Consider the following 22,234-nt stretch of genomic DNA (forward strand, 5'->3'; position numbering starts at 1 on the left):
TATTGCTTGGGATATTAGTAGAAAAGGGCTCGACTTGGTAGCTACATCTGCGAAGCCATTGAAGAGAACATGCTTAATTTACCTGGTGTAAAAAGGGGGGATTAAACAATTCGTCGAAGGCAAACGGCTTTTTATTTTGCATACAGTTGCATTTGTATGGGTACTCAGAAAATATCCAAAGCAGATCAGTTTAGAGATCATATCACAAAAAAAACCTTGGTATATTTGATATGCTCCCCTAAAGGTAGACAGATGAAATAAAAAAATCTGTTTGCCTTGGGGGAGTTTTTTCATGGCTGGAAAATGGTTTTCAAAAGAAGAAAAATTGAATATTCTATCAGAATGTGATCAGGGCAATAATTCGGTGAAGGAGATCGCAGAAAAATATGGCATTCATGCCGAAACGATTCGTGAATGGAGAACATCGCATGATATGGCGGGTGTGGAGAGTTTGGAACGTTCAAAGCGCCATAAGTTCTATCCCGCAGAATTAAAATACAATGCCGTGAAAGACTTCTTATCCGGACGCTACTCTCAAAGAGAAATCTCGAGAAAATATAAGATTTCCAGTAAATCCGTACTCATGAAGTGGGTTGAGCTTTATAATGGTCATAAAACGTTAAAAGACAGCGGGAGAGGAAGGAATCGTTTGATGACCAAACGGAAGAACGTTTCATTGGAAGAACGGATTGAGATTGCGAAGGATTGTCTAGCTCATGGAAAGGACTACGCCAGATCAATGGAGATTCATCAAGTCTCCTACCAACAGGTGTATCAATGGGTGAAAAAGTATCAAGAAGGCGGAGAAGAGGCCTTAAAAGACAACCGAGGGAAACGCAAAACCGAAGAAGAACTGACACCTGAAGAAAAAATTCAACGGGAAAACAAACGGCTGGAACAGGAAAATGAGCGTTTGCGCGCAGAGAATGCGTTCTTAAAAAAGTTGGAAGAGATCAAAAGGAGGCGGTTCTAAGTCAGGTTCGGTACGAAGATCGATATCTCGCCATTTTAGAGCTGAATCGAAAAGAAGGCTTTTCTGTCCAAATGTTATGTGAGATTGCCGAAGTTTCGCGCCAGGGGTATTACAAATGGAGGAGCCGAGTACCTTCAGCGAGAGAAAAACAGAATGAAAAGATTATCGCCAAAATGGCGCTACTTCACGAACAAATTGGCGGTATCTACGGATACCGCAGAATGACCTTAAACATGAACCGCCGCTTTAAAGAGCGCCTCAATCATAAGCGCATCTATCGGCTGATGAAAATTGCCAAGCTGGAGTGTGTCATTCGGCGGAAGAAAAAACGTTACGGCAAAGCGACGCCTCAACATGTGTCCGAAAATATCCTGAATCGAGAGTTTAAAGCGGACAAACCAAATCAAAAATGGGTGACTGATGTGACAGAGCTAAAATACGGCCATCGGAAAGCGTACCTCAGTGCCATTTTAGATCTTCATGAGGGAATGGTCGTGTCTTATGTGCTGGGGAAATCCAATAATAACGCCCTTGTGTTTAAAACCTTGAACCAAGCGCTTGAGGCAGCCCCAAACGCACGTCCTCTCCTTCACAGCGACAGAGGTTTTCAATACACGTCCCACCAGTTTAGAAGGATGATTGAAAACGCAAATATGACACAGAGTATGTCCCGCGTCGGCCGCTGTATTGATAACGGCCCCATTGAGTCGTTTTGGGGGAAATTAAAATGCGAGAAATACAGACGGAATTCGTACGAGACATTTGAGGCACTTCAAAGCGCAATTGATGAATATATCCACTTTTACAACCACGATCGTCTACAAGAAAAACTAAACGGCCTCAGCCCAGTGGAATACAGGGCTAAAGCCGTCTAGTGTGTTTTAGTTATTTCCACTGTCTACTTGACAGGGTGCAGATCATATTTCCAAGGTTTATTACGACTTCTTATTCGAAGTACGCACTAATGTATTGAAAGAAGGGCCAATTTCACAATTTTGAAGTGTTTTTCTAATAGTTTCTTCGAATGTTTTCATCACTTCATTTAGTAATTGTTCTCCACTATCTGTCATTGTTGTATATACACCACGCTTATCGTCACCCCACCCATGTCTTCTAATTACACCACAACTTTTGGATTCCATTCTGGCTGCAAGTCTAGACATAGCACTTTGGCTAAGTCCAATCTTGTGTTGTAATTCTTGAAGAGGTAATGCTTTATCAGGTGCTTCTGAAAGAAACAGTAATACGTAAAATTCTCTCAAAGCAAGCTGATGTTTTTCTTTTAGAGTTCTTTCAAGCTCTTTTGAAACAGTATCATAAAAGTGTGTTAGACATAACCAACTGCTTTTAAGATCATCTTGTTTACTGAACATTAAAGTCGCCTTCCTTTTTATAATTCACACTACTTTATCATACCTTCTTATGCTAAATCTAACATGATTGTTTCAAAAAAAGAACTGCCTCTTTGAAGTGACCCCCAAAAGTTAGACAGCTTATTTTCTCAAGTAACATGACTGGCATGAATCCGGTATTGTACTGGGCTCATGCCTTTTAATTTTGCCTTGATCCGTTTGTGATTATAGTAATCGATATATGTTACGAGCTCTTGTTTAAAATGCTCGATGCTTTGAAATTCGTTGAAATGGATAAACTCTGATTTTAAAATACCAAAGAAACTTTCAATGACCGCGTTATCGTAACAGTTTCCCTTACGAGACATACTTTGAATAATATTTCGTTCCTTTAGGGCGTGGCGATACTGTTTCATTTGATAGTGCCAGCCCTGATCGGAGTGAATCAACAGATTTTCTTTATCTGTCAGCTGTTCAAATGATTTTTCCAACATCTCGGATACCAATGAATACGTTGGCCTGGATCCAATTGTATAAGCAATGATTTCGCCATTAAATAAATCAAGCATTGGCGATAAATAGAGCTTCTCCCCAAATAATTTAAATTCCGTGATATCTGTTACCCATTTCATCTTCGGCTTTTCCGCCTTGAAATTCCGCTCTAGCCTGTTTGGTGCCACCGTGCCGGTTTCTCCTTTATACGAACGGTATTTTTTCATCCGTACGAGACATTTCAACCCCAGTTCCTTCATGAGGCGATATATTTTTTTATGATTCATTTGATATCCCCGGTTTTTAAGCTCGTCGCGTATCCGGCGGTACCCGTAACGGCCTTTATGTTCATGATAAATCGATTGAATCAGTGTTTTTAATTTGGCATCTTTGTCTGGAAGACCGAAGGTTTTGACCCAGTAATAATACGTACTGCGCGGAATTCCAGCCAGTTTAAGCAGGGCTTTTACCGGAAATTCAGTCCTTAGTTCAAATACTACTTGGGCCTTTTCTTGTTTTGTAATTTTTCCTTGTTTTGAACTAAGGTATTCAACTTTTTTAAGTAGGCATTCTCCATTCGCAGACGTTCAATTTCAGCCTGCATGGCTTCCACTGATCCTTCTTGCGGTGTTTGTTTCTTCGTTCTTTTTTGATTTTTCTTTGTCATTGACGGCCGCCCCTTTTTCATCGGTTTTAGGGCATCGATTCCTCCGGTTTCGAACAGTTTCTGCCATTGAGCCACCGTAGAAGGTGCTTGAATATTGAAGATGGCGGCTGTTTCACGGATCGACGTCCCATTTTCGATCATATAGTGAAGTACCTTCAGTTTATCTTCTACAGAATAGGTTGTATAGAGTTTTTGAAACGCACTTTCTCCATGGTAATGGTATTTGCGAATCCATACCTGAAACACACCTGACGAAACACCGATCTCTCTGGCGATTGTTTTATGCCCTTCCCTACCCGCAAGATACCTTTTGACCGCTTGTATTTTTTCCTCAGCTGTAAATTTAGCCATAAAAAACTGCACCTCCGATTGTTAGATGGTGTCTAACAATTGGGGTGCAGTTCACTTATTTGGCAGTTCTTTTTTAATTTATACATTTAAATTATTTTTTTCCTGTTAACCAAGGCTCATTATCACTTTGTTTTTCATTTTCTTCAATTGGGAACCATCCAGGAACAGGTGAAATATAATCCCACATCGCACCAGAGATAGATAACTCTTCTTGATCATTACGTGACATACTTTGACGAATAGATTCAACTTCTCCATTTTGTATTTTCTGAACCCAATTAGGTTCCACAACAAGTTCACGGCCAACTGCTACTAATGGAATGTCTTTCTCTAAAGCTTCTAGAGCATCGTCTGGATGTTTGATGGAACCAACCCCTATCAACGGGATCTGGTTTTTTAGCGTGTTCTTTTACTACATTTAAAATTATGACCGATTCGTTCTTTGATACGCTCAAGAACAGGTGTTGTTTGTTCCTTATTTCGGATAGAACTTCTCCAGATTGTACCGAGAGAAATATGAATATAATCTAGTTTTTCATCTGACAATCGATCAAGAAATTGTGAAGCAGCATTAAATATATTAAAGCAGCAGGAAAAGCCAATTAGAAGTATCAATCTACAAAAGAAGATTGAAAAGAAAACTGGTAGACAAATCTCTAATATGACGGTATTTATGGATCAATTAATGAAAAAAAATCCAGAGATAAGAAAACCTCATAGAGGACGATATATTGTGGTGAGGACTTAAAAAATGAAGCGCTTGTAATACTGGGGGAATATAATTTGCATAAATTTCCACCTTTTTGAGGACTAGTGAAAGAAATAGAAGCCGGAATTTTGGCCGGCTTCTAAAGCGTTATTTCCCCTTCGCTTTTTTTCGTTTCTCCTTCTCCGCCCGGTAAAACTCGTGAAACATCTTCATCAGCGCGCGCTTCTCAATCCTCGACACATAGCTCCGCGAAATCCCGAGCTCCTTCGCGATCTCGCGCTGCGTTTTTTCTTTCTTCAAATCAAGGCCGAAGCGGCCGACGATGACTTCTTTTTCTCTGCCGTCGAGGATGTCGATGTATTTTTTGACTTTTTCAAGCTCCATGTTGAGCTGGATGGTGTCGATGACGTCTTCGTTTTCTGCTTTCAAGACATCGAGGAGAGAAATTTCGTTACCTTCTTTGTCCTGTCCGATCGGGTCATGGAGGGAGACGTCTTTTTTCGTCTTCTTCAGGGCGCGAAGATGCATGAGGATTTCGTTTTCTATACAGCGCGCCGCATATGTGGCGAGCTTTGTTCCTTTGCCCGCAGAGTAGCTCTCGATCGCTTTGATCAGCCCGATGGTTCCGATGGAAATCAAATCTTCCGAATCCTCGCCTGTGTTTTCGAATTTTTTGACGATGTGGGCGACCAGGCGAAGGTTGTGCTCAATCAGCATGTTTCTTGCGTGTTCGTCTCCCTGGGCCATTAATTCCAAGTATTTTTTTTCTTCATTGCTTGAGAGCGGTTGTGGAAAGGCATTGTTTTTCACATATGATACTAAAAACACAAGTTCCTTGATGACATACCCGAGCGCTGCAAAAACACCTGTCATTATCGGCACCTCCACAAAATGTATGTAGGCAGAAGCCTATATGTAAATGTATGTGGGAGCAGGGATGTCTGTGTCTGTACGATAAAATTACGAAGTTCTCCGGCGTCTTGCCGATCACGCCGCTCGAAGAGATCATGGGGGAGACTTCATGTTATGAGAGCGCTTCCAGCATTTGATCCATTTACAAAAGTTAACATGGACGCGATAATAAAAGCAGGGGGTGAGAGTGCCGGACTTAAAAGGGGTAAACGTTAGAACAGCAGTCTGGCGCAGCATATGAAAAACAAACGTTTGTTCATTCTTTCACTGATCGTGTTGAGCGTCATCGCCATAGGAATCCAGGAAACGCATCCGACTCCAATTGCGACCGGTTTCATGATCATTGTTCTTGTCACGACGGTTTTTCATATTTTTAAAGAAGCACTCGGAAAATAAAATGAACCGGCTCATGCTCTGAGCCGGTTTTTTCGTTTAGTCCTTGAGCGCTTTGCCCATTCCTTTTAAAAACTGGAGGCCGAAGCCGATGGCGCGGTTGATGTCAGGGTCGTTGATGGCTTTCAGCAGGGCAAAGATGCTGACTTTTTGATCTTCTTTTAAAAAGTGTTGTCCTTGTTCTATACCTGCTACCAGGCTTTCGATAAGCTTTCCCGTCAATTCGGGATCGGCTTTTGACAGGGCTCCGCCGGCCGCCATTGCGGTGTTGATCAAGTTTACAACCGGTTCGCGGGACAGCTGGCCGAGCGCGATTTTAGCGATGTCTTCTTTCGCTTGCAGCATGCTGTCTGCGGCGTCAAAGACGCCGAGTCCGTTCAGCTCGCCGATGAGTTTCATCGTTTTCGAGAGGGCGTCTTCGTTTTCCGCCACTAGCGATTTTAACTCTTCCAGTTTTTCAAGCTTGATTTGCTCTTCTGATTTGCGCTCCTTTTGAATTGCGGTAATAGGAGTGGCCATATATGATTTCCTCCTTGCATTAGTCTGTCAGATGGACGTATCCCGGACGCTTCCATTTGCGCTCTACTTCGACCCCGTTCTGCGGGTTGCGTTTTTTGTTGCGCGGGTTCGTTTTCGGGAGCGGCGGGGCCGCGCAGCCTCCGAGGACTTCCATGCGCACTTTCGTCTGCTTATAGGCAGGCGTGTTTGTGCGAGCATCAACTGCCGGGCCGGTTAAAAAGTTAATCGCCGATTCTTTGTTAGTCGAGTTCATCGGCAGGTACAGTTCATTCGCCCGCACACGGTCGGTAATGAGAGCGGTCAATTTCACAGCGCCGTAGGGGGATACGAGCCTTACGAGAGATCCGTCACAGATTCCCCGTTCTTTTGCCAGCTCTGGCGAAATCTCAACAAAGACATCCGGCACTTTTGCTTGAATTCCTGCCGATTTATTGGTCAGGTTTCCTTCGTGGAAATGCTCAAGCATCCGTCCGTTGTTGATATGAAGGTCGTACTCCTCAGGGAATTCGGCCGGCTCTGTCCAATCGGCCAGCGCAAAGCGCGCTTTTTTGTCAGGAAAGTTAAAGCCGTCTACATAAAGGAGCGGCGTGCTTTCTCCGGTTAAGCTGCCCCAGAGAAAACTGTTCCAGCCTTCAAGCGCTTCGTACCCCGCTTTGCCGAATAGGGGGGAGAGGCTTGCCATTTCTGAGAAGATGTCTCCCGGATGGTTGTAATTCCAGTCTGCCCCGAGACGGTTTGCGATGGCCTGGATGATCTGCCAGTCGGGCTTTGAGTCCCCGAGTGAAGGGAGCGCCTGATACAGCCTTTGAACGCGGCGCTCCGTATTTGTAAAAGTTCCTTCTTTTTCAAGGGAAGGCGCCGCAGGCAAGACAACATCGGCGTACTGAGCCGTTTTCGAAAGGAATATATCTTGAACGACGAGAAAATCGAGCCCTGACAAAATGTCGTGGACGCGGTTGGCGTTAGAATCGACAAGGGCCATATCTTCGCCGACGATATACATTGCTTTCATGTCGCCTTTTTCGATCGAATGAAGCATTTCGATATTATCAAGGCCAGGCGTACTGTCAATTGTTACGCCGTAAGCCTCTTCGAATTTGTTTCGTGCTTTGTCATCGGAAATATGCTGGTATCCCGGAAGCCAGCCCGGCAGCGTCCCCATGTCACAGGCGCCCTGAACATTGTTGTGCCCGCGCAGCGGATAGGCACCGGCACCGGGCCGGCGGTAGTTTCCGGTCGCAAGCAAGAGATTCGAAATCGCCGCCGACGTATCAGAGCCTCCGGTATTTTGGGTCACGCCCATTCCCCACAAGATGCAGGTGCCGTCAGCGTCCCGGATCATTTCCGCGATTTCGATCAGCGTCTGTTGTTGAATGCCAGTGACGCTTTCCGCATATTCAAGGGTATATGTTTCAAGGGATTTTTTATAATCCTCGAAGAAATTCACGTTTTCTTCAATGAACGCCTGATTATGCCAGCCCTGGTCGATCATATATTTTGTAACGGCCATCAGCCATACTTGATCCGTTCCTTGGCGCGGTCTGATGAACAGGTCTGAACGTTCGGCCATTTCGTTTTTGCGAAGGTCGGCGACGATCAGCTTTTGACCGTGAAGCTTATGGGCCCGCTTGATGCGGGTTGCGAGTACCGGGTGGCCTTCGGCCGGGTTTGCGCCGACGATGATGACGAGGCCGGCTTTTGCGATATCTTTGATCGTGCCTGCATCACCGCCCATTCCGACCGTGCGGAAGAGACCGTCCGTTGCCGGCGATTGGCAGTAGCGGGAGCAGTTGTCAACGTTATTCGTTTCAAAGACTTGCCGCGCCAGCTTTTGCATCAGGTAGTTTTCTTCGTTCGTAATTTTGGAAGAAGAAATAAAGCCGACAGACCCTTTCCCGTATTGCCGGCGGATCGAGCCTAAGCGGCTGGCAACGAGATCAAGCGCTTCCTCCCAGGTGGATTCGACGAATGCACCGTTTTTGCGGATTAAAGGTTTTGTAAGCCGCTCTTTGGAATTGACGAAATCCCAGCCGAATTTGCCTTTTACGCAGGTGGAAATGGCGTTGACGGGAGCGTCTGAGACCGGCTGGACCTTCAATATTTTCCGGCCTTTTGTCCAAACCTCAAAAGAGCAGCCGACACCGCAAAACGTACAAACGGTTTTTGTCTTTTTAGTCCGTGTTTCCCGCATCGCCGCTTCTACTTCGGAAATGGCGAAAATGCTGCTGTAACCCGGCTCTACGTTTTTTACGAGGTCGATCATCGGCTCCATGACATCCTGTTTGATACCTGTCATAAATCCGGCTTCTCCGAGCATCGATTTTTCCATCAGCGCGTTGCACGGGCAAACGGTGACGCATTGTCCGCAGCTCACACATGAAGAATCGTTGATCGAAACGCCTTCATCCCAAATGACCCGCGGGCGTTCCCGCTCCCAATCGATGGACAGCGTTTCATTGACCTGGAGATTTTGGCACACTTCCACACACTGTCCGCACGCGATGCACTGATTCGGATCATAGCGGTAAAAAGGATGCGACATATCGACGGCAGTCGCCGGATCCTCCTTCGGCGCATAAGGGTATGTCTGCTCTTCGATGCCCATCATTTCCGCCGTATTATGCAGCTTGCAGTTGCCGTTATTATTATCGCAAACCGTACAGTAAAGCAGATGGTTTTCGAGGATACGATCCATCGCTTCCTTCTGCGCTTTTTTCACCCGCTCAGTCGAAAGACTGACTGACATACCGTTTTCCGCTTTGAGCGAACAGGCCCGCTTCAATTTTCCGTCCGCTTCGATGAGGCAAGTGTCGCACGTTTGAATGGGATCTACCTCTGGTACGTGGCAAATTTGCGGATGCTCGATTCCGTGTTCATTCAAAATGTCTAAAACCGTGGCACCTTCCTGTGCTTCGTATTCTGTGCCGTCTATTATGATTCTGATCGGCTTTCCATCCATCATTTTTGTCCCTCCATCGTTGTCAAGAAATCAAAAAAGCCATGTACACATATACCGGTTCCCGTCCTGGCAAGCGGCATAAACATACATGGCGGAGTAGTTTACTAGCAATCCTTACTAACAGACCAATCCCAATATGTAAGAAACAGATAGATTTATAACACGTCTCCTATTATAAATCCATCAACATAACTTTTATTATAAAATGATATTTATTATAATTCAATAGAACAGGAAAATTTTAACCAAGTTAAATGTCTAAGGGAACATCATGATATTTTGTATGGTTTAAAGGGGAAGGGGTCTGACAATGTCTAAAAAAATCCATCAGTTTAATGATATCATCCGAAAGCTGAGGAAAGAGCTGTTTGGAAAGGGGCCTGAACGGATTCATACTGTATTCGTCGACAATATGGCGGTTTCGACGCTTTACGGCAATTTGACCGCAAGCGAGCAATTTATCGCAAGTACGTCTGAAGGCAAAGAAATGGTGCATGCAGCAAGGACGAGCCTGATTCAGGATCATTATTCAAACCGGACGCCGGAAGGCTTGGAAGAGCTGATCGGCGCAAAACTGGAGCATCTGTTTTCAGACATCAAGATCAAGGAGGACATCGCCGTTTCCGTGTTTATTTTTGACCGGAACATCGATGAAGGCGACGGGGCGGCCAACGGATAAAAGGAACGGTGGATTACGGGGATGGAAATTCGCGCAAAAATATTGCATAAGGGAGGAAAAAAGATGATACAGCTAAAGGCAGAGGATATGAGGCAGGCGGCAAAACCGCTGCTGAATGAAAGCAGCCCGACATTTGCCCACGCAATCGCAGACGGAATAATAGACGGGAAAATGTATGCTGATCATTCCGTTTCCCCGCGCAGCGCGGTTTTTCAAACACCTTCGGGAATTTATCATCTTGCCGGCAGCCCGCCTGAAAGTAAGCGGGACGAATGGCATTATTACCTGAAAGAACAAAGGAACGGCAGGCGTTTTACTGTATTTTCAGATTCGGCGGAATGGGACGCATTTTTGACAGACGGTCTGGATAATACGATTAAACAGATGAAGCGCATCGTATTTTCCTTTGTGAAAGAACCTGAACATTTCGTGAAAGACGCCGGCGCGGCATGCGTTATGTTTTCTGAAGAAGATCTGAACGAGAGCGTCCTTTTCAATGAACAGTATGCTGATGAATATTGGGGAGGAGCAGACAATTTTTTAAAGAAAGGCTTCGGTTTCAAAGCGGTCTGCGGCAATCGGACGGTTAGCGAGTGCGTTTCTATTTTTCGTTCCGACCGCTTTGCCGAGATTGACATCGCCACCGATCCGGATTTTAGGGGGCGGGGATATGCAGCCCTTTGCGCCCGGGCGTTTATTTCTTACTGTAAAGAACACAGGATGAAGCCCCGCTGGGACTGCGATCAACAAAACACGGCTTCGATCCGTCTTGCAGAGAAACTGGGTTTTCGGCCGCTGAAAAATTATTCATTGTATGTCCAAAACCGGTAAGCCCGTGCGAATGTTTTTAAGCGGAGAGGACAGGTTAAAAGCAGCAGGTGAATAGAGAGTTTTTCCATTGAAACTGCAGAGCCTCTCCTTTATGATCGTATTATTGGGCTTTTGGAGGTGGAAACGATGAAAAAGTGCTTTGTGATCGCCCTCGCTTTTTTGCTCCTTCTGTCAGGATGCGGGGAAAAGCACACCAAAAAAATCGTCGCATTTGGAGACAGCAATACACGCGGTTCAAATTGGCAGTTTCGTGATTATCCAAAAGCGGAAAAATGGGTCAATTTACTCCAAACGTCAGTGCGCGGAAAATATGACATAGAAAATGCGGGTATCGGCGGAGAAACAACGGAAAATGCAAGGCTCCGATTTCAGCGCGACGTACTCGACAAGCGGCCGTCATACCTTTTGATTATGTTTGGAACGAATGATGCGGCAATACTCGGTAAGGGAGTTCCGCGCGTTTCCAAAAAAAGATTTAAAGAAAATCTCTATTATTTTGTCAAAAAAAGCAGGCAGAGCGGCATAGAACCGGTTTTAATGACGTGCCTACCGCTCGTTGAAGGCAGCGGAAACAACATATTTTATTATGCGAGGTATCGTGCTGCTTCGTTTGATCAATACGGAGGCGCTAGAAAGTGGCATGATTCCTATAATGATGTGACAAGAGAAACGGCCCGAAAGCTGCATGTACCATTGATTGACAATTGGAAAAACATCGTGAACAAGGCGGGCGGAGCCACTGATGAGAACTTGATTAAATCGGGGTTCATCGACCCATCGGGAAATCACTTAACCCCAAAAGGCGCGAGAATTATTTTTGAAGGCATTGACAAAAGCCGGGTCATAAAAACTTCCTGATATACGGTCAAAGGCCTAGCCATTTCTCTTTTTTAGTTCATAGGCTGTTACTGTAACTGTCCTAAGGGAGGGATGATATCCTATGACCACTGGATTCCCGTTTCCGGCCGGTCCGTTTCCTTTTCCGGGCTACGCCGGATATACCGGTGCCGCATACGGCTATGCTTTTGTAGTCGTTCTTTTGGTGGTTCTTTTGGTGATCGGCGGTTTTTATTGGCTGAGTCCTTACGGCTTCTTCAAGTAGCACCTCTTTTAAAGAGGTGTTTTTTCGTTAAAACAGTAGTAAGCATATTATTCAAGTGATATAATAGCAACCTAAGTGAAAAAAGCCCAAGAACGCCCGGGAGTGCTTAACTACGAGGAGACAGAAAGCAGATGACCGAGCGACCTTCTCTTCATTTCAGTTTCAATCAGCTCGATGAATTCGCGGTTTAAATTCATCTCATTTGCTTTAATGTATGATTCTATTAAAAGTTCATCAGACAGCTTTCTCATACTCGGTACCCATTTAATGGGGAAGACACCTCCTTATATAATTGGAATAACGTGTTTGAGGTCAGCATATCATGTTATGTTATGCGATCTTTGGTTGAAGTACCTATAATCTACCATGAATATTTGGCGAGAACAATCGTTCTGTTATCCACATCAAAAAGTGGATAACTTGTGGGTATCATGTTTATAATTTAATAAAAGGTCGATGAAATAAGAGTGGATACTGTGTGTAATTTTATCCACACCTGTTGAAGAATCCTATTATATGTCGAAAACTTTTCGGGGAGCCGATGTTTTAAGACACTTTTAGATTTGATTCGACACTTTCAGAAAGCAGCAGTATATAGAAAGGAAAGGGTGCGGCTTGTGTTAAAAAAGTTTTTTTTGCCGGATGAATTTGTAAAAAATATTTTTCATATTACCCCTGAAAAACTAAAAGAGCGGAATGTAAAAGGAATTATTACAGATCTTGATAATACCCTAGTGGAATGGGACAGGCCGAGCGCCACGCCGCGTCTGATCGAATGGTTTGAGGAAATGAAGGAGAATGGCATTAAAGTAACAATCGTTTCCAATAATAATGAAAAGCGCGTCAAATTATTTTCTGAACCGCTCAATATTCCGTTTATTTATAAAGCGAAAAAGCCGATGGGCAGAGCTTTTCGAAAAGCCGTTAAAAACATGGGGCTCAAGAAGGAAGACGTTGTCGTCATAGGAGATCAGCTGATGACCGACGTGCTCGGAGGCAACCGCAACGGTTTTCACACGATTTTGGTTGTTCCTGTAGCCGCTTCAGACGGCTTTTTTACGCGTTTTAACCGGCAGATAGAACGCAGAATCCTGAGCTCATTAAAACGGAAAGGCCATATTCAGTGGGAGGAGTAATCAATGGAAAAGGTAGTTTGCATCGGATGCGGAGTCACCATCCAAACCGAAAACGAAAATGAACTAGGCTATGCGCCAGAAGCTTCATTATTAAAGGATGACGTCATCTGCCAGCGCTGTTTCAGGCTGAAAAACTATAACGAAATCCAGGATGTCTCCCTGACGGATGATGACTTTCTAAAAATTTTGCACGGCATCGGGGAAACCGATTCGCTCATTGTGAAAATCGTCGATATTTTTGATTTTAACGGGAGCTGGATTAACGGGTTAAACCGGTTTGTCGGAGGCAACCCGATTCTGTTGATCGGAAACAAGGCGGATATTCTTCCCAAATCGGTCAAACGCGAGCGCCTCGTTCACTGGATGAAGCGCGAAGCGAAAGAACTCGGTTTGCAGCCTGTTGACGTATTGCTTGTCAGCGCAGGACGCGGGCATGGAATGAAGGAAGCGATCGAAGCGATCGAGCATTACAGGCAAGGCAAAGACGTTTATGTCGTCGGCTGTACGAATGTCGGGAAATCAACGTTTATCAACCGGATCATTAAAGAAGTGTCAGGAGAAGGGGATATCATTACGACGTCCCAGTATCCGGGTACTACGCTTGATACGATTGAAATCCCTCTTGACGACGGGTCATCGATGTACGATACACCGGGTATCATCAATCACCATCAGATGGCACACTATGTCGCAAAGCAAGACCTGAAACTATTGACGCCGAAAAAAGAATTAAAGCCGCGCACTTTTCAGCTGAACGAAGAGCAGACGCTGTTTTTCGGCGGGTTGTCCCGGTTTGACTATGTAGCGGGCGGCAGGTCTTCGTTTGTATGTTATATGCCCAATCAAATAAACATCCATCGAACAAAGCTTGAAAATGCGGATCAGCTTTATGAAAAACACGCGGGTGATATGCTGGCGCCTCCTGCTAAAGAAGACCTTGACTCATTTCCTGAGCTTGTAAAACACACCTTTACAATCAAGGAGCCAAAAACCGACGTGGTGTTCTCCGGTCTGGGCTGGGTGACGGTTCAGGGGGCGAATCAACGGATTGTCGCCCACGCGCCTAAAGGCGTTCACGTGTTTGTGCGAAGATCTTTAATATAAGCTGGGGGAGAGAGCAATGAAACCGATATACGGACTGATTGGAAATCCGGTGGCCCATTCCATGTCGCCCGACATCCATAATGCGGCCTTGAAAGACCTTTCATTAGACGGGTATTACCACGCTTTCCGGGTTGAAAGCGATGATCTGGAAGATGCGGTGAAAGGAATGCGGGCGCTCGGCATTCAAGGATTTAACGTGACGGTTCCCCATAAGGTGGAGATCATGAAATATCTTGACCGCATCGATGAAAGCGCCAAAGTGCTCGGGGCGGTAAACACTGTCAGAAGGGAAAAAGAACAGCTGGTCGGATATAATACGGATGGAGAAGGATTTTTAAAGTCGCTGAAGCAGTCCCTTGATCAGCCTGTCAGCGGGCTTTCGATCTTGATCATCGGAGCAGGGGGAGCGGCCCGGGCGATCTTTACGACCCTCGCAGCAGAGAAGCCGAAGCGGCTCGATGTGGCGAATCGCACGCCTGAGAAAGCAGAAGCTTTCGTTCGCCTTTATGATGGAACGAAAGCGATGTCCTTATTAGAAGCAGAGGGTGACCTGTCTGTGTACGACGTGCTGATCCAGACCACCTCAGTCGGCATGCACCCGAACGTGGATGATGTTCCGCTTTCATTGGCCCGCGCGAAAGAAACGTGCCTTGTATGCGACATTATTTATAACCCGTTGAAGACCGTTTTATTAAAAGAAGCTGAGGCAAAGGGCTTAAAAACGTTGAACGGCGTCGGCATGTTCATCGGCCAGGCCGCGCTCTCTTTCGAATTGTGGACAGGCCGCGAGCCTGATATGGAAAAAATGAAATCAATCGTTTTACGAAAACTAGGAGGAAAAGAATGTTAACTGGAAAACAGAAACGCCATTTGCGCCGGGAAGCGCATCATCTGACACCGATCTTTCAAGTCGGAAAAGGCGGAGTCAATGAAAATATGATCAAACAAATCAGCGATGCGCTCGAAGCGAGAGAACTGATCAAAGTAAGCGTGCTTCAAAACTGCGAGCAGCCAAAGAATGAGGTGGCGGAGGCTTTGGCAAGCGGCGCCTGCGCCGAACTCGTGCAGACGATCGGAAATATCATCGTGCTGTACAAGGAGTCCAAAGAAAACAAACAAATCGAGCTTCCTTAAGGTTTAAAGGTGGTAAACATGAAGAAAATCGGGGTTTTCGGAGGGACGTTCGATCCTCCGCACAACGGGCATCTGTTAATGGCGAATGAAGTGCTTTACAAAATGGATCTCGACGAAATCTGGTTTATGCCCAATCAAATTCCGCCGCATAAACAGGAAAACTCTTTTTCAGAAAGCCATCACCGCGTTGAAATGCTGAAGATCGCCATTTCGGGAAAAGAGCGTTTTAAATTGGAGACGATTGAGCTCGAAAGGGAAGGGCCTTCGTATACGTTTGATACGATCCGGCTCTTAAAAGAACGGTATCCGGATCATCAGTTTTATTTTATTATCGGTGCGGACATGGTGGAGTACTTGCCGAAGTGGTCGAATATTGACAAGCTGGTGGGAGAGATCCAATTTGTCGGAGTCAAGCGTCCCGGCTTTCAAATTGATACGCCATATCCGCTCGTTTTCGTGGATGTTCCGGAATTTGAGGTTTCATCCTCTTTGCTCAGGGAGCGCATCAAAAACCGTCAGCCGACTGATTACTTGCTTCCTGACGAAGTGAAGGTCTATGTAAAGGAGAATCGTTTATATGAAACGTGATCAAGCCCTTGCCTGTGTAAAAGAACAGCTGACAGAGCAGAGGTATACGCATACGATCGGCGTAATGGAAACGGCGGTAATGCTTGCGGAACGGTTTGGCGCAGATGTGAAAAAGGCCGAAACCGCCGCGATTTTTCATGACTATGCCAAGTTTCGTCCGAAAGAGGAAATGAAACAAATCATTTTAAACGACAACAAATCGCTTGATGTGCTCGATTTTCATCATGAGCTTTGGCACGCGCCGGCAGGAGCAGTACTTGTCAAAACGGAGGTCGGCATTGCGGACGAAGACATTTTGTCGGCGATCAGATACCATACGTCGGGAAGGCCCGGCATGACGCTTTTGGAAAAAGTCATTTATGTCGCGGACTATATTGAACCGGGCCGCCGCTTTCCGGGTGTTGACGAGGTTCGCGTGCTTGTCGAAGAAAACTTGGATCTTGCGCTCATCCAGGCGCTGAAAAATACGATCACCTTTTTAATGACGAAAAACCAAGCCGTTTTTCCGGACACGCTGGCGACATATAATGCGTTAGTAAAAGAAAGACAATAGGAGGAATTAGTGAATGGATCAAGCTTCAATTTTAAAAATTGCCGCTGAAGCCTGTGACGATAAACGAGCGGAAGATATTATCGCAATGAATATGCAGGGGATTTCCCTTGTGGCCGATTATTTCCTGATCTGCCACGGGAACTCAGATAAGCAGGTACAGGCAATTGCCTGGGAAATTAAGGATCGGGCTGAAGAAAATGGAATCGATGTGAAGAAAATGGAAGGGTTTGACGAGGCCAGATGGATCTTAATCGATTTGGGAGATGTCATTGCCCACGTTTTCCATAAAGAAGAAAGAGGCTATTACAACCTTGAAAAACTATGGGGAGATGCTCCTCTTGAAGATCTCTCATTCGGAGCCAATTAATGATTTATCAAGGATTTTCAGGCGTTTATGACAGACTGATGGCTCACGCCCCGTATGATCAGTGGGTCGAATGGATTGAGAAGTCGCTTTCGGCGATGAAAAAGGAGCATATTCGGATTCTTGATCTCGCGTGCGGCACCGGGGAAATTTCCGTTCGCCTTGCTGAGAAAGGATATGATGTCACAGGTGTTGACATCAGCGGGGACATGCTGGCGCAGGCGCAGCAAAAAGCTGCCGGCCGGCAGCTTCCGATCCGTTTTTTTCAGCAGGATATGCGCGATTTATCAGGGCATGAACAAGAATTTGACGCGGTTGTCATTTGCTGTGATTCCTTAAATTACTTAAAAGATGAAAAAGACGTTTTAGACACCTTTAAAAACGTTTTTTCTTTATTGAAGGATGACGGACTTCTTTTATTTGACGTCCATTCCGTCTACAAAATTGACGACGTTTTTCCCGGGAGCACATACGCAGATCAGGATGAAGATGTCAGCGTGATCTGGCAAAGCTATGAGGGAGAAGCCGTTCATTCGGTCATTCATGATTTGACATTTTTCGTGGAAAATGGGGGCGTGTATGACCGTTTTGATGAAACCCATGAACAGCGGACATTTGAAACCGAAGAATACACCCGCTTGTTAAAAACGGCAGGATTTTCCGTACAGCAGATAACCGCCGATTTTTCAGACCGAAAGCCTGATGCGGATACAGAGCGTCATTTTTATACGGCAAAAAAAGCTAAAACCATCGTTTGACATGACGATGGTTTTAAAAATGCCATTTTCCATAGTTGAGTATCTGCGCCACATATGAAACAATGAATCAGACCTGAAATTGCTTTTTGACCAAAGCGATATCCTCTTCATACTTCAAGTGTGTGTTGCGGAACATCTGGCGGAACATGTCTTGAACACCGATTTCCAGCGCCTTGATCCCCTCGCCGGTTACCCCGCCTTTTACACAAACCTTTTTCTGCAGTGTCGGCAGCGTGTACAGCTCTGTTTCGAGAAGTCTCCCCAAGCCGACAAGCATTTCCTTGGACATCAAAATAGCGTCCTCTTTTGACACCGATGTTTCTTCAACGGCTGCCTGGATAAATTCCTGAATTAAGTAGCTCATAAAGGCGGGACCGCAGCTGACGATATCCGAGGCAACACGGGTGATGCCGTTTTCGATTTCCAAAGGAATCGAAATCTTCTCCATCAGTCCTGTGATTTTTTCCTTTGTTGCTGCATTGCAGCTCTTACCGAATGTTAAAAGCGAAACGCCCGATAAAGCCCTGTTGGTGATGCTCGGGATCACCCTTGCAGCCTGACAGGAAACGACCGTTTCCAGCTGTTCGACCTGGACGGGGCTCGTTATCGTGATCACAATCTGATCCGGTGTGAAAACAGGCGCTAAACGCTTTAACAGAGGGTATATATCGTGCGGCTTTACACAAATAAATACGGCCTCGCTTTCGGTAACGGCTTCTTCCGGCCGCTCTCTGACCCGGATGTCTGGAAATCGCTTTTTTATGTTTAACGCTTTGCCGATCGTTCTGTTTGTAATGGTTAAAGATGAGGGAATGACCGCTTCGGATTCAATTAACGCCTCAATAAGTATAGTCCCCATGTTTCCCGTCCCGATAAAGCCGATATTCAATCGTTCTCCCCTCCTTTAAACGTGTATCTTTTAAACGATATGACCGCTCCAGTTAAAATATGTATGGAAGCAGGTGAGTTGTTGATGAACAGGCTGAAGCGCTACAAATGGCCAGCGGCCGGAGGGATACTTGCAGCACTTTTTATCATCGCAGTCGCTGTGATGTCAAACATACGCAGCGAACCAGCCGGGAGCAATGCTGTGCCGGCAGAGGCCGCCGCTTCTTCATCCGGCCGTGCTGCCAAAAAGGAAACGAAAGAAAACGACGAAATTGTGATCGATCTGAAGGGCGCCGTCAAAAAGCCCGGCGTTTATGAGATGAAGGCGGGCGAGAGGGTGCATCATTTGCTGAAAAAGGCGGGAGGTACCGTGAAAAATGCAGAAGAGAAACAAGTCAACCTGGCCGCTGTCCTTCAGGATGGGATGGTGATTTATATTCCGTATGAAGGCGAGGAAGGCGTTCAAACCGGTGCGGGAGGAGGATCATCATCGACAGCGGGAGGCGAAGCAGAAACGGTTAACATTAATACCGCTTCATCGGAAGAGCTTCAGGCGATCCCGGGCGTCGGACCTTCAAAAGCGGAAGCGATCGCAGCATACCGTGAGGAGAACGGTCCGTTTCAAACGGTGGAAGACATTACAAATGTTTCAGGCATCGGAGAAAAAACATTTGAAAAAATAAAATCGTCAATATCAGTGAAGTAAATTGACGCCAAAGGACAATCATATGTAAACTTAGGGAAGTCTTACATCGTATTTGGAGGGAATTCAACGTGGAACGCATTTCTTGGGATCAATACTTCATGGCGCAAAGCCATTTGCTCGCGCTTCGCAGCACTTGTACAAGGCTCGCTGTCGGAGCGACGATTGTCAGGGATAAACGAATCATAGCAGGGGGGTACAACGGGTCAATCGCCGGAGGGGTCCACTGTGCAGATGAAGGATGCTACCTTATCGACGGGCATTGTGTCAGGACCATTCACGCGGAAATGAATGCGATCCTTCAATGCGCAAAATTCGGAGTGCCGACAGAAGGCGCTGAAATATATGTAACTCACTTTCCGTGCATCCAGTGCTGTAAATCAATTATTCAAGCAGGCATCAAAACGATATATTATGCAAAGGATTATAAGAATCATCCGTACGCAGTTGAGCTTTTTGAACAGGCTTCGGTCAGGGTGGAACAGGTAGAACTTGACGAAATGATTATCGATTTGAAAAATCGGGAGAAATTATCGTTTGTCGCAGATCTGATACAGAAGCTGTCAGAGGCGGGGCTTGAAGAAGCGGAGATCAGAAAAATACATGAACAGGCGAATAAGCTGTTTACGAGCTACGTGTAATGTAACATGGGCACCTACCGCATCCTTCCTTGCGGAGCAATTTCGGCGGCGGCCGGAATTGCTTCCGTTCAAAGCTCCTCTCTTCTCCCCTTAGCCGCCTTTTTATGTCTGTTTTTCATCCTCTGTCTGATTAAAAAACAATTTTTTCTTTTTATCATTTGTACACTTGTTTGCGGTTTTTATTTTGGTTATTTTCTCATCATCGACAGATCGAATACGTCGAGTTACCGGGAAGGCGCGTACGATGCGGCTGTATCGATTCGCGATATTCCCAGAATCGACGGGGACCGTCTCGCTTTCACAGCCGAAACGGCTGAAGGAGAGGCTGTGAAAGCGGGTTACATCATAAAGTCCCTGCAGGAAAAAGCGGCGCTATCAGCGCTCGATCCGGGGAGCACGTGTTTTATGAAAGGCGAATTAAAAAGCCCTAAAAAAGAGACTGTACCCGGGACTTTTGACTATAAAGAATATTTGCGCCAGCAGGGCATTCACTGGAATTTTACGGTGCAGTCGATCGAAAACTGCAAGTCCGGCGGCGGCCTGATGCCGTTTTTGCTGAAAATCCGCAAGGCCGGACTTGTTTTTATAGAAAAAAATGTACCAGAATCATCCGCTGGTATTGTGCAGGCGCTGACGTTCGGCGACAGGTTTCTGATCGAGCAGGAAGTGATTGACGGATATCAAACGCTCGGGATCATCCACCTTTTGGCGATTTCCGGGCTTCACATTGGGATTATTTCAGCAGCTTTTTTCTACATTTTGCTGCGGATCGGCATGACGAGAGAATGTGCAAAATGGTCGTTGATCATCATGCTTCCCGTTGCCGCCGTGTTAACAGGAGGGGCACCCTCTGTGCTGAGAGCGGCGTTCATGACAGAAATTTACCTTGTTTCTTCTTTGTGCAAGAATCGTCTAAGGAGCGCCCAGGTGATCAGCATCGTCTTTCTCGGACTTTTGTTATACAGCCCTTATATGCTGTTTCAGGCCGGTTTTCAGCTCTCCTTTGCAGTGTCATTCGTCTTTATTCTCTCGAAGAAAATACTAGTAAAGCCTAAACGTCAAGCCGCCCGGCTATTGCTTTCCTCCTTTGCGGCCCAGCTCGGTTCTCTACCGATTCTTCTCTTTCACTTTCAAGAGTTTTCATTTCTCAGCGTGCTGATGAATCTATTTTTTATACCGTTTTATGTTCTCGCTGTTATGCCGCTGTCATTTGCCGGTCTATCGGCATCATTGATTGCTCCCCCGCTTGGGGAACTTGCAATTGGTGCACTCGATGCGCTGCTCCGGTGGAGCCATGTTGTGGTTAAAACTGTTTCTTCCGTTGATTTCTTCACATATTCGGCCGTCCAGCCGGATGTCCTCCAGTTGCTTTTTTACCTTGTTGCAATATGTTTTCTTTTCATCTCCATGGAAAGAGAGGCCTCTATTCAAAGGCTCATCATCCCGGTTTGTCTGCTTGCCTGCGCTTTTTTGTTTCACGCCTCCGTGCCGTATTTCACCCGTGAAGGGGAAGTTACGGTGCTAGATGTCGGGCAGGGTGACAGCATATATGTCAGCGCGCCGGGACAAAACGGACGTGTCTTGATCGATACAGGGGGAACCGTTTCTTTCGAAACTGAGGAATGGCGAAAAAGGAAACATCAGTTTTCCTTGGGAGATCGAGTGTTAATGCCGTTCCTCGCTTCAAAAGGGGTGAAAAAACTCGATGCATTAATTTTGACTCATGCTGATCAGGATCATATTGGAGAAGCTGAAGTTTTGATCAGAAAGCATAAAGTGAAACAACTGATTGTGCCGATCGGTTATGCTGCTGAGCCGGCGGATGAAAAGCTCCTCCGCTTCGCTGCGGAAAGGGGCGTGGATGTGAGAACAGCCAAAAGGGGGGACCGTTTGAAGATCGGTGATCTGGTATTTGACGTTCTTTCGCCGGAGACAGCGAACGGAAACAGCAAAAATAACAGTTCCCTCGTTTTATGGATGAAGGCTGGCGGCTTCAGCTGGCTGTTAACAGGCGACTTGGAAAAGCAGGGCGAGCGGGAGATCATCGAAGCCTATCCGGATCTGAAAGCCGATATCCTGAAAGTCGGCCATCATGGCAGCAAAGGGTCGACAGGGGAGGAATTGATCAAACAAATCGAGCCGAAAATTGCGCTCATCTCCGCTGGGGAACACAATCGCTACGGCCATCCGCATGAGGAGGTGCTGGAGGTTTTGAAGCGTCATCAGGTCAAGGTGTTCAGGACGGACCGGGACGGGGCGGTTCAGTACCTATTTAAAAGAGGGGACGGAACGTTTTTGCTTCATCCTCCATATGATACAGTATATTCCCCGTAACAGAAAAAAGACTGCGTCTAAGCAGTCGGCAGCTGGCGGAAAGAAATTCATTTTTAAGTTTGTGTTAAGCAACATATGCGACCGGAGTCAAT

25 protein-coding genes are annotated in these 22,234 nt (G+C 45.9%); 17 read left to right on the forward strand and 8 right to left on the reverse strand.

The window, feature by feature from the left end; genetic code table 11:
* Positions 1 to 292 precede the first annotated feature (292 nt).
* A protein-coding gene (locus MHB78_RS09115; protein ID WP_231947364.1) for an IS3 family transposase occupies positions 293 to 1,848 on the forward strand; the annotation gives its coding sequence in 2 pieces (ribosomal slippage) (positions 293 to 950 and positions 950 to 1,848; 1,557 coding nt in all).
* Between the two features lie 60 nt (positions 1,849 to 1,908).
* On the opposite strand, the gene MHB78_RS09120 is transcribed toward MHB78_RS09115, so the two are convergent.
* The 4 genes from MHB78_RS09120 to sigK all read right to left on the reverse strand — a co-directional run bounded on the left by MHB78_RS09120 (position 1,909) and on the right by sigK (position 5,417).
* Positions 1,909 to 2,346, reverse strand: a complete 438-nt coding sequence (locus tag MHB78_RS09120) for a MarR family transcriptional regulator (RefSeq protein ID WP_065894587.1) — start codon at positions 2,344 to 2,346, stop codon at positions 1,909 to 1,911.
* Positions 2,347 to 2,474: 128 nt separating this feature from the next.
* Positions 2,475 to 3,835 (reverse strand): IS3 family transposase gene (locus MHB78_RS09125; protein WP_099047013.1). Its coding sequence is split into 2 segments (ribosomal slippage): positions 2,475 to 3,364 and positions 3,364 to 3,835, totalling 1,362 coding nucleotides; the frame shifts between segments, so codons are not numbered across the junction.
* A 91-nt stretch (positions 3,836 to 3,926) separates the two neighbouring features.
* Positions 3,927 to 4,217, reverse strand: coding sequence for a hypothetical protein (locus MHB78_RS09130; RefSeq protein ID WP_046131749.1), 291 nt, complete (start codon positions 4,215 to 4,217; stop codon positions 3,927 to 3,929).
* 474 nt (positions 4,218 to 4,691) lie between these two features.
* Entirely contained in the window at positions 4,692 to 5,417 is a 726-nt protein-coding gene (gene sigK, locus MHB78_RS09135) for an RNA polymerase sporulation sigma factor SigK (RefSeq protein ID WP_046131750.1), read from the reverse strand.
* 276 nt (positions 5,418 to 5,693) lie between these two features.
* Here sigK and MHB78_RS09140 point away from each other — a divergent pair, with 276 nt between their 5' ends.
* Positions 5,694 to 5,852, forward strand: a complete 159-nt coding sequence (locus MHB78_RS09140) for a hypothetical protein (RefSeq protein WP_164918163.1) — start codon at positions 5,694 to 5,696, stop codon at positions 5,850 to 5,852.
* Positions 5,853 to 5,888: 36 nt separating this feature from the next.
* Here the strand turns inward: MHB78_RS09140 and MHB78_RS09145 are convergent, their stop codons facing one another.
* Together MHB78_RS09145 and fdhF are read right to left on the reverse strand one after the other, a co-directional pair.
* Positions 5,889 to 6,368 (reverse strand): DUF1641 domain-containing protein, encoded by a 480-nt coding sequence (locus MHB78_RS09145; RefSeq protein ID WP_046131751.1) that lies wholly within the window; start codon positions 6,366 to 6,368, stop codon positions 5,889 to 5,891.
* Positions 6,369 to 6,387: 19 nt separating this feature from the next.
* Positions 6,388 to 9,330, reverse strand: a complete 2,943-nt coding sequence (fdhF, locus tag MHB78_RS09150; RefSeq protein WP_099047061.1) for a formate dehydrogenase subunit alpha — start codon at positions 9,328 to 9,330, stop codon at positions 6,388 to 6,390.
* Between the two features lie 307 nt (positions 9,331 to 9,637).
* On the opposite strand from fdhF, the gene MHB78_RS09155 reads away from it, so the two are divergent.
* From MHB78_RS09155 to MHB78_RS09170, 4 genes are all read left to right on the forward strand, one after another.
* Positions 9,638 to 10,006: a DUF2294 domain-containing protein gene (locus MHB78_RS09155; protein ID WP_046131752.1), complete on the forward strand. Its 369-nt coding sequence runs from the start codon at positions 9,638 to 9,640 to the stop codon at positions 10,004 to 10,006.
* Positions 10,007 to 10,069: 63 nt separating this feature from the next.
* Positions 10,070 to 10,837 carry a GNAT family N-acetyltransferase gene (locus MHB78_RS09160; protein ID WP_046131783.1) on the forward strand — a complete coding sequence of 256 codons (768 nt, stop codon included), beginning with the start codon at positions 10,070 to 10,072 and terminating at the stop codon, positions 10,835 to 10,837.
* A gap of 126 nt (positions 10,838 to 10,963) precedes the next feature.
* Entirely contained in the window at positions 10,964 to 11,695 is a 732-nt protein-coding gene (locus MHB78_RS09165; protein WP_046131753.1) for an SGNH/GDSL hydrolase family protein, read from the forward strand.
* 82 nt (positions 11,696 to 11,777) lie between these two features.
* Positions 11,778 to 11,939, forward strand: a complete 162-nt coding sequence (locus MHB78_RS09170; protein ID WP_164918162.1) for a hypothetical protein — start codon at positions 11,778 to 11,780, stop codon at positions 11,937 to 11,939.
* Between the two features lie 110 nt (positions 11,940 to 12,049).
* Here the strand turns inward: MHB78_RS09170 and MHB78_RS09175 are convergent, their stop codons facing one another.
* Complete coding sequence (locus MHB78_RS09175) at positions 12,050 to 12,190, reverse strand: sporulation histidine kinase inhibitor Sda (RefSeq protein WP_046131754.1); 141 nt, start codon at positions 12,188 to 12,190, stop codon at positions 12,050 to 12,052.
* A 366-nt stretch (positions 12,191 to 12,556) separates the two neighbouring features.
* Here MHB78_RS09175 and MHB78_RS09180 point away from each other — a divergent pair, with 366 nt between their 5' ends.
* From MHB78_RS09180 to MHB78_RS09215, 8 genes are read left to right on the forward strand one after another with little or no spacing between them, the layout of a single operon-like run.
* Positions 12,557 to 13,075 carry a YqeG family HAD IIIA-type phosphatase gene (locus MHB78_RS09180; protein ID WP_046131755.1) on the forward strand — a complete coding sequence of 173 codons (519 nt, stop codon included), beginning with the start codon at positions 12,557 to 12,559 and terminating at the stop codon, positions 13,073 to 13,075.
* A gap of 3 nt (positions 13,076 to 13,078) precedes the next feature.
* On the forward strand, positions 13,079 to 14,179 hold the full coding sequence (gene yqeH, locus MHB78_RS09185; RefSeq protein WP_046131756.1) for a ribosome biogenesis GTPase YqeH: 1,101 nt from the start codon (positions 13,079 to 13,081) through the stop codon (positions 14,177 to 14,179).
* A 16-nt stretch (positions 14,180 to 14,195) separates the two neighbouring features.
* Positions 14,196 to 15,029: a shikimate dehydrogenase gene (gene aroE, locus MHB78_RS09190; protein ID WP_046131757.1), complete on the forward strand. Its 834-nt coding sequence runs from the start codon at positions 14,196 to 14,198 to the stop codon at positions 15,027 to 15,029.
* Entirely contained in the window at positions 15,023 to 15,313 is a 291-nt protein-coding gene (yhbY, locus tag MHB78_RS09195) for a ribosome assembly RNA-binding protein YhbY (RefSeq protein WP_046131758.1), read from the forward strand. The genes aroE and yhbY overlap by 7 nt, the downstream gene beginning before the upstream one ends.
* Positions 15,314 to 15,331: 18 nt before the next feature.
* A complete protein-coding gene (locus tag MHB78_RS09200; protein WP_046131759.1) occupies positions 15,332 to 15,901 on the forward strand; it encodes a nicotinate-nucleotide adenylyltransferase in 570 nt (189 codons plus the stop codon).
* Positions 15,891 to 16,454: a bis(5'-nucleosyl)-tetraphosphatase (symmetrical) YqeK gene (yqeK, locus tag MHB78_RS09205; RefSeq protein ID WP_046131760.1), complete on the forward strand. Its 564-nt coding sequence runs from the start codon at positions 15,891 to 15,893 to the stop codon at positions 16,452 to 16,454. The genes MHB78_RS09200 and yqeK overlap by 11 nt, the downstream gene beginning before the upstream one ends.
* Before the next feature lie 13 nt (positions 16,455 to 16,467).
* On the forward strand, positions 16,468 to 16,821 hold the full coding sequence (rsfS, locus tag MHB78_RS09210) for a ribosome silencing factor (protein ID WP_046131761.1): 354 nt from the start codon (positions 16,468 to 16,470) through the stop codon (positions 16,819 to 16,821).
* Positions 16,821 to 17,576: a class I SAM-dependent methyltransferase gene (locus MHB78_RS09215; protein WP_046131762.1), complete on the forward strand. Its 756-nt coding sequence runs from the start codon at positions 16,821 to 16,823 to the stop codon at positions 17,574 to 17,576. Before rsfS ends, MHB78_RS09215 begins: the two co-directional genes overlap by 1 nt.
* A gap of 67 nt (positions 17,577 to 17,643) precedes the next feature.
* Here the strand turns inward: MHB78_RS09215 and comER are convergent, their stop codons facing one another.
* Positions 17,644 to 18,465, reverse strand: a complete 822-nt coding sequence (comER, locus tag MHB78_RS09220) for a late competence protein ComER (protein ID WP_046131763.1) — start codon at positions 18,463 to 18,465, stop codon at positions 17,644 to 17,646.
* A gap of 81 nt (positions 18,466 to 18,546) precedes the next feature.
* Between comER and MHB78_RS09225 the strand changes: the two genes are divergently transcribed.
* The 3 genes from MHB78_RS09225 to MHB78_RS09235 all read left to right on the forward strand — a co-directional run bounded on the left by MHB78_RS09225 (position 18,547) and on the right by MHB78_RS09235 (position 22,142).
* Positions 18,547 to 19,170: a helix-hairpin-helix domain-containing protein gene (locus MHB78_RS09225; RefSeq protein ID WP_231947363.1), complete on the forward strand. Its 624-nt coding sequence runs from the start codon at positions 18,547 to 18,549 to the stop codon at positions 19,168 to 19,170.
* Between the two features lie 68 nt (positions 19,171 to 19,238).
* The gene (locus MHB78_RS09230) at positions 19,239 to 19,808 is read left to right on the forward strand and encodes a ComE operon protein 2 (RefSeq protein WP_046131765.1); all 570 of its coding nucleotides are present in this window, start codon (positions 19,239 to 19,241) and stop codon (positions 19,806 to 19,808) included.
* Positions 19,809 to 19,814: 6 nt separating this feature from the next.
* Entirely contained in the window at positions 19,815 to 22,142 is a 2,328-nt protein-coding gene (locus MHB78_RS09235) for a DNA internalization-related competence protein ComEC/Rec2 (protein WP_046131766.1), read from the forward strand.
* Positions 22,143 to 22,234: the final 92 nt, after the last annotated feature.

This window comes from Bacillus sp. FSL K6-0138 (assembly GCF_037982765.1).
GTDB lineage: Bacteria > Bacillota > Bacilli > Bacillales > Bacillaceae > Bacillus > Bacillus glycinifermentans.

Excerpts from the sequence above, each read along its gene's own strand:
- MHB78_RS09120 (WP_065894587.1), bottom strand. The coding sequence starts at position 2,346 with ATGTTCAGTAAACAAGATGATCTTAAAAGCAGTTGGTTATGTCTAACA.
- sigK (WP_046131750.1), bottom strand. The coding sequence starts at position 5,417 with ATGACAGGTGTTTTTGCAGCGCTCGGGTATGTCATCAAGGAACTTGTG.
- MHB78_RS09140 (WP_164918163.1), top strand. The coding sequence starts at position 5,694 with ATGAAAAACAAACGTTTGTTCATTCTTTCACTGATCGTGTTGAGCGTC.
- MHB78_RS09145 (WP_046131751.1), bottom strand. The coding sequence starts at position 6,368 with ATGGCCACTCCTATTACCGCAATTCAAAAGGAGCGCAAATCAGAAGAG.
- fdhF (WP_099047061.1), bottom strand. The coding sequence starts at position 9,330 with ATGATGGATGGAAAGCCGATCAGAATCATAATAGACGGCACAGAATAC.
- MHB78_RS09155 (WP_046131752.1), top strand. The coding sequence starts at position 9,638 with ATGTCTAAAAAAATCCATCAGTTTAATGATATCATCCGAAAGCTGAGG.
- MHB78_RS09160 (WP_046131783.1), top strand. The coding sequence starts at position 10,070 with ATGATACAGCTAAAGGCAGAGGATATGAGGCAGGCGGCAAAACCGCTG.
- MHB78_RS09165 (WP_046131753.1), top strand. The coding sequence starts at position 10,964 with ATGAAAAAGTGCTTTGTGATCGCCCTCGCTTTTTTGCTCCTTCTGTCA.
- MHB78_RS09170 (WP_164918162.1), top strand. The coding sequence starts at position 11,778 with ATGACCACTGGATTCCCGTTTCCGGCCGGTCCGTTTCCTTTTCCGGGC.
- MHB78_RS09175 (WP_046131754.1), bottom strand. The coding sequence starts at position 12,190 with ATGAGAAAGCTGTCTGATGAACTTTTAATAGAATCATACATTAAAGCA.
- yqeH (WP_046131756.1), top strand. The coding sequence starts at position 13,079 with ATGGAAAAGGTAGTTTGCATCGGATGCGGAGTCACCATCCAAACCGAA.
- aroE (WP_046131757.1), top strand. The coding sequence starts at position 14,196 with ATGAAACCGATATACGGACTGATTGGAAATCCGGTGGCCCATTCCATG.
- yhbY (WP_046131758.1), top strand. The coding sequence starts at position 15,023 with ATGTTAACTGGAAAACAGAAACGCCATTTGCGCCGGGAAGCGCATCAT.
- MHB78_RS09200 (WP_046131759.1), top strand. The coding sequence starts at position 15,332 with ATGAAGAAAATCGGGGTTTTCGGAGGGACGTTCGATCCTCCGCACAAC.
- yqeK (WP_046131760.1), top strand. The coding sequence starts at position 15,891 with ATGAAACGTGATCAAGCCCTTGCCTGTGTAAAAGAACAGCTGACAGAG.
- rsfS (WP_046131761.1), top strand. The coding sequence starts at position 16,468 with ATGGATCAAGCTTCAATTTTAAAAATTGCCGCTGAAGCCTGTGACGAT.
- MHB78_RS09215 (WP_046131762.1), top strand. The coding sequence starts at position 16,821 with ATGATTTATCAAGGATTTTCAGGCGTTTATGACAGACTGATGGCTCAC.
- MHB78_RS09235 (WP_046131766.1), top strand. The coding sequence starts at position 19,815 with ATGGGCACCTACCGCATCCTTCCTTGCGGAGCAATTTCGGCGGCGGCC.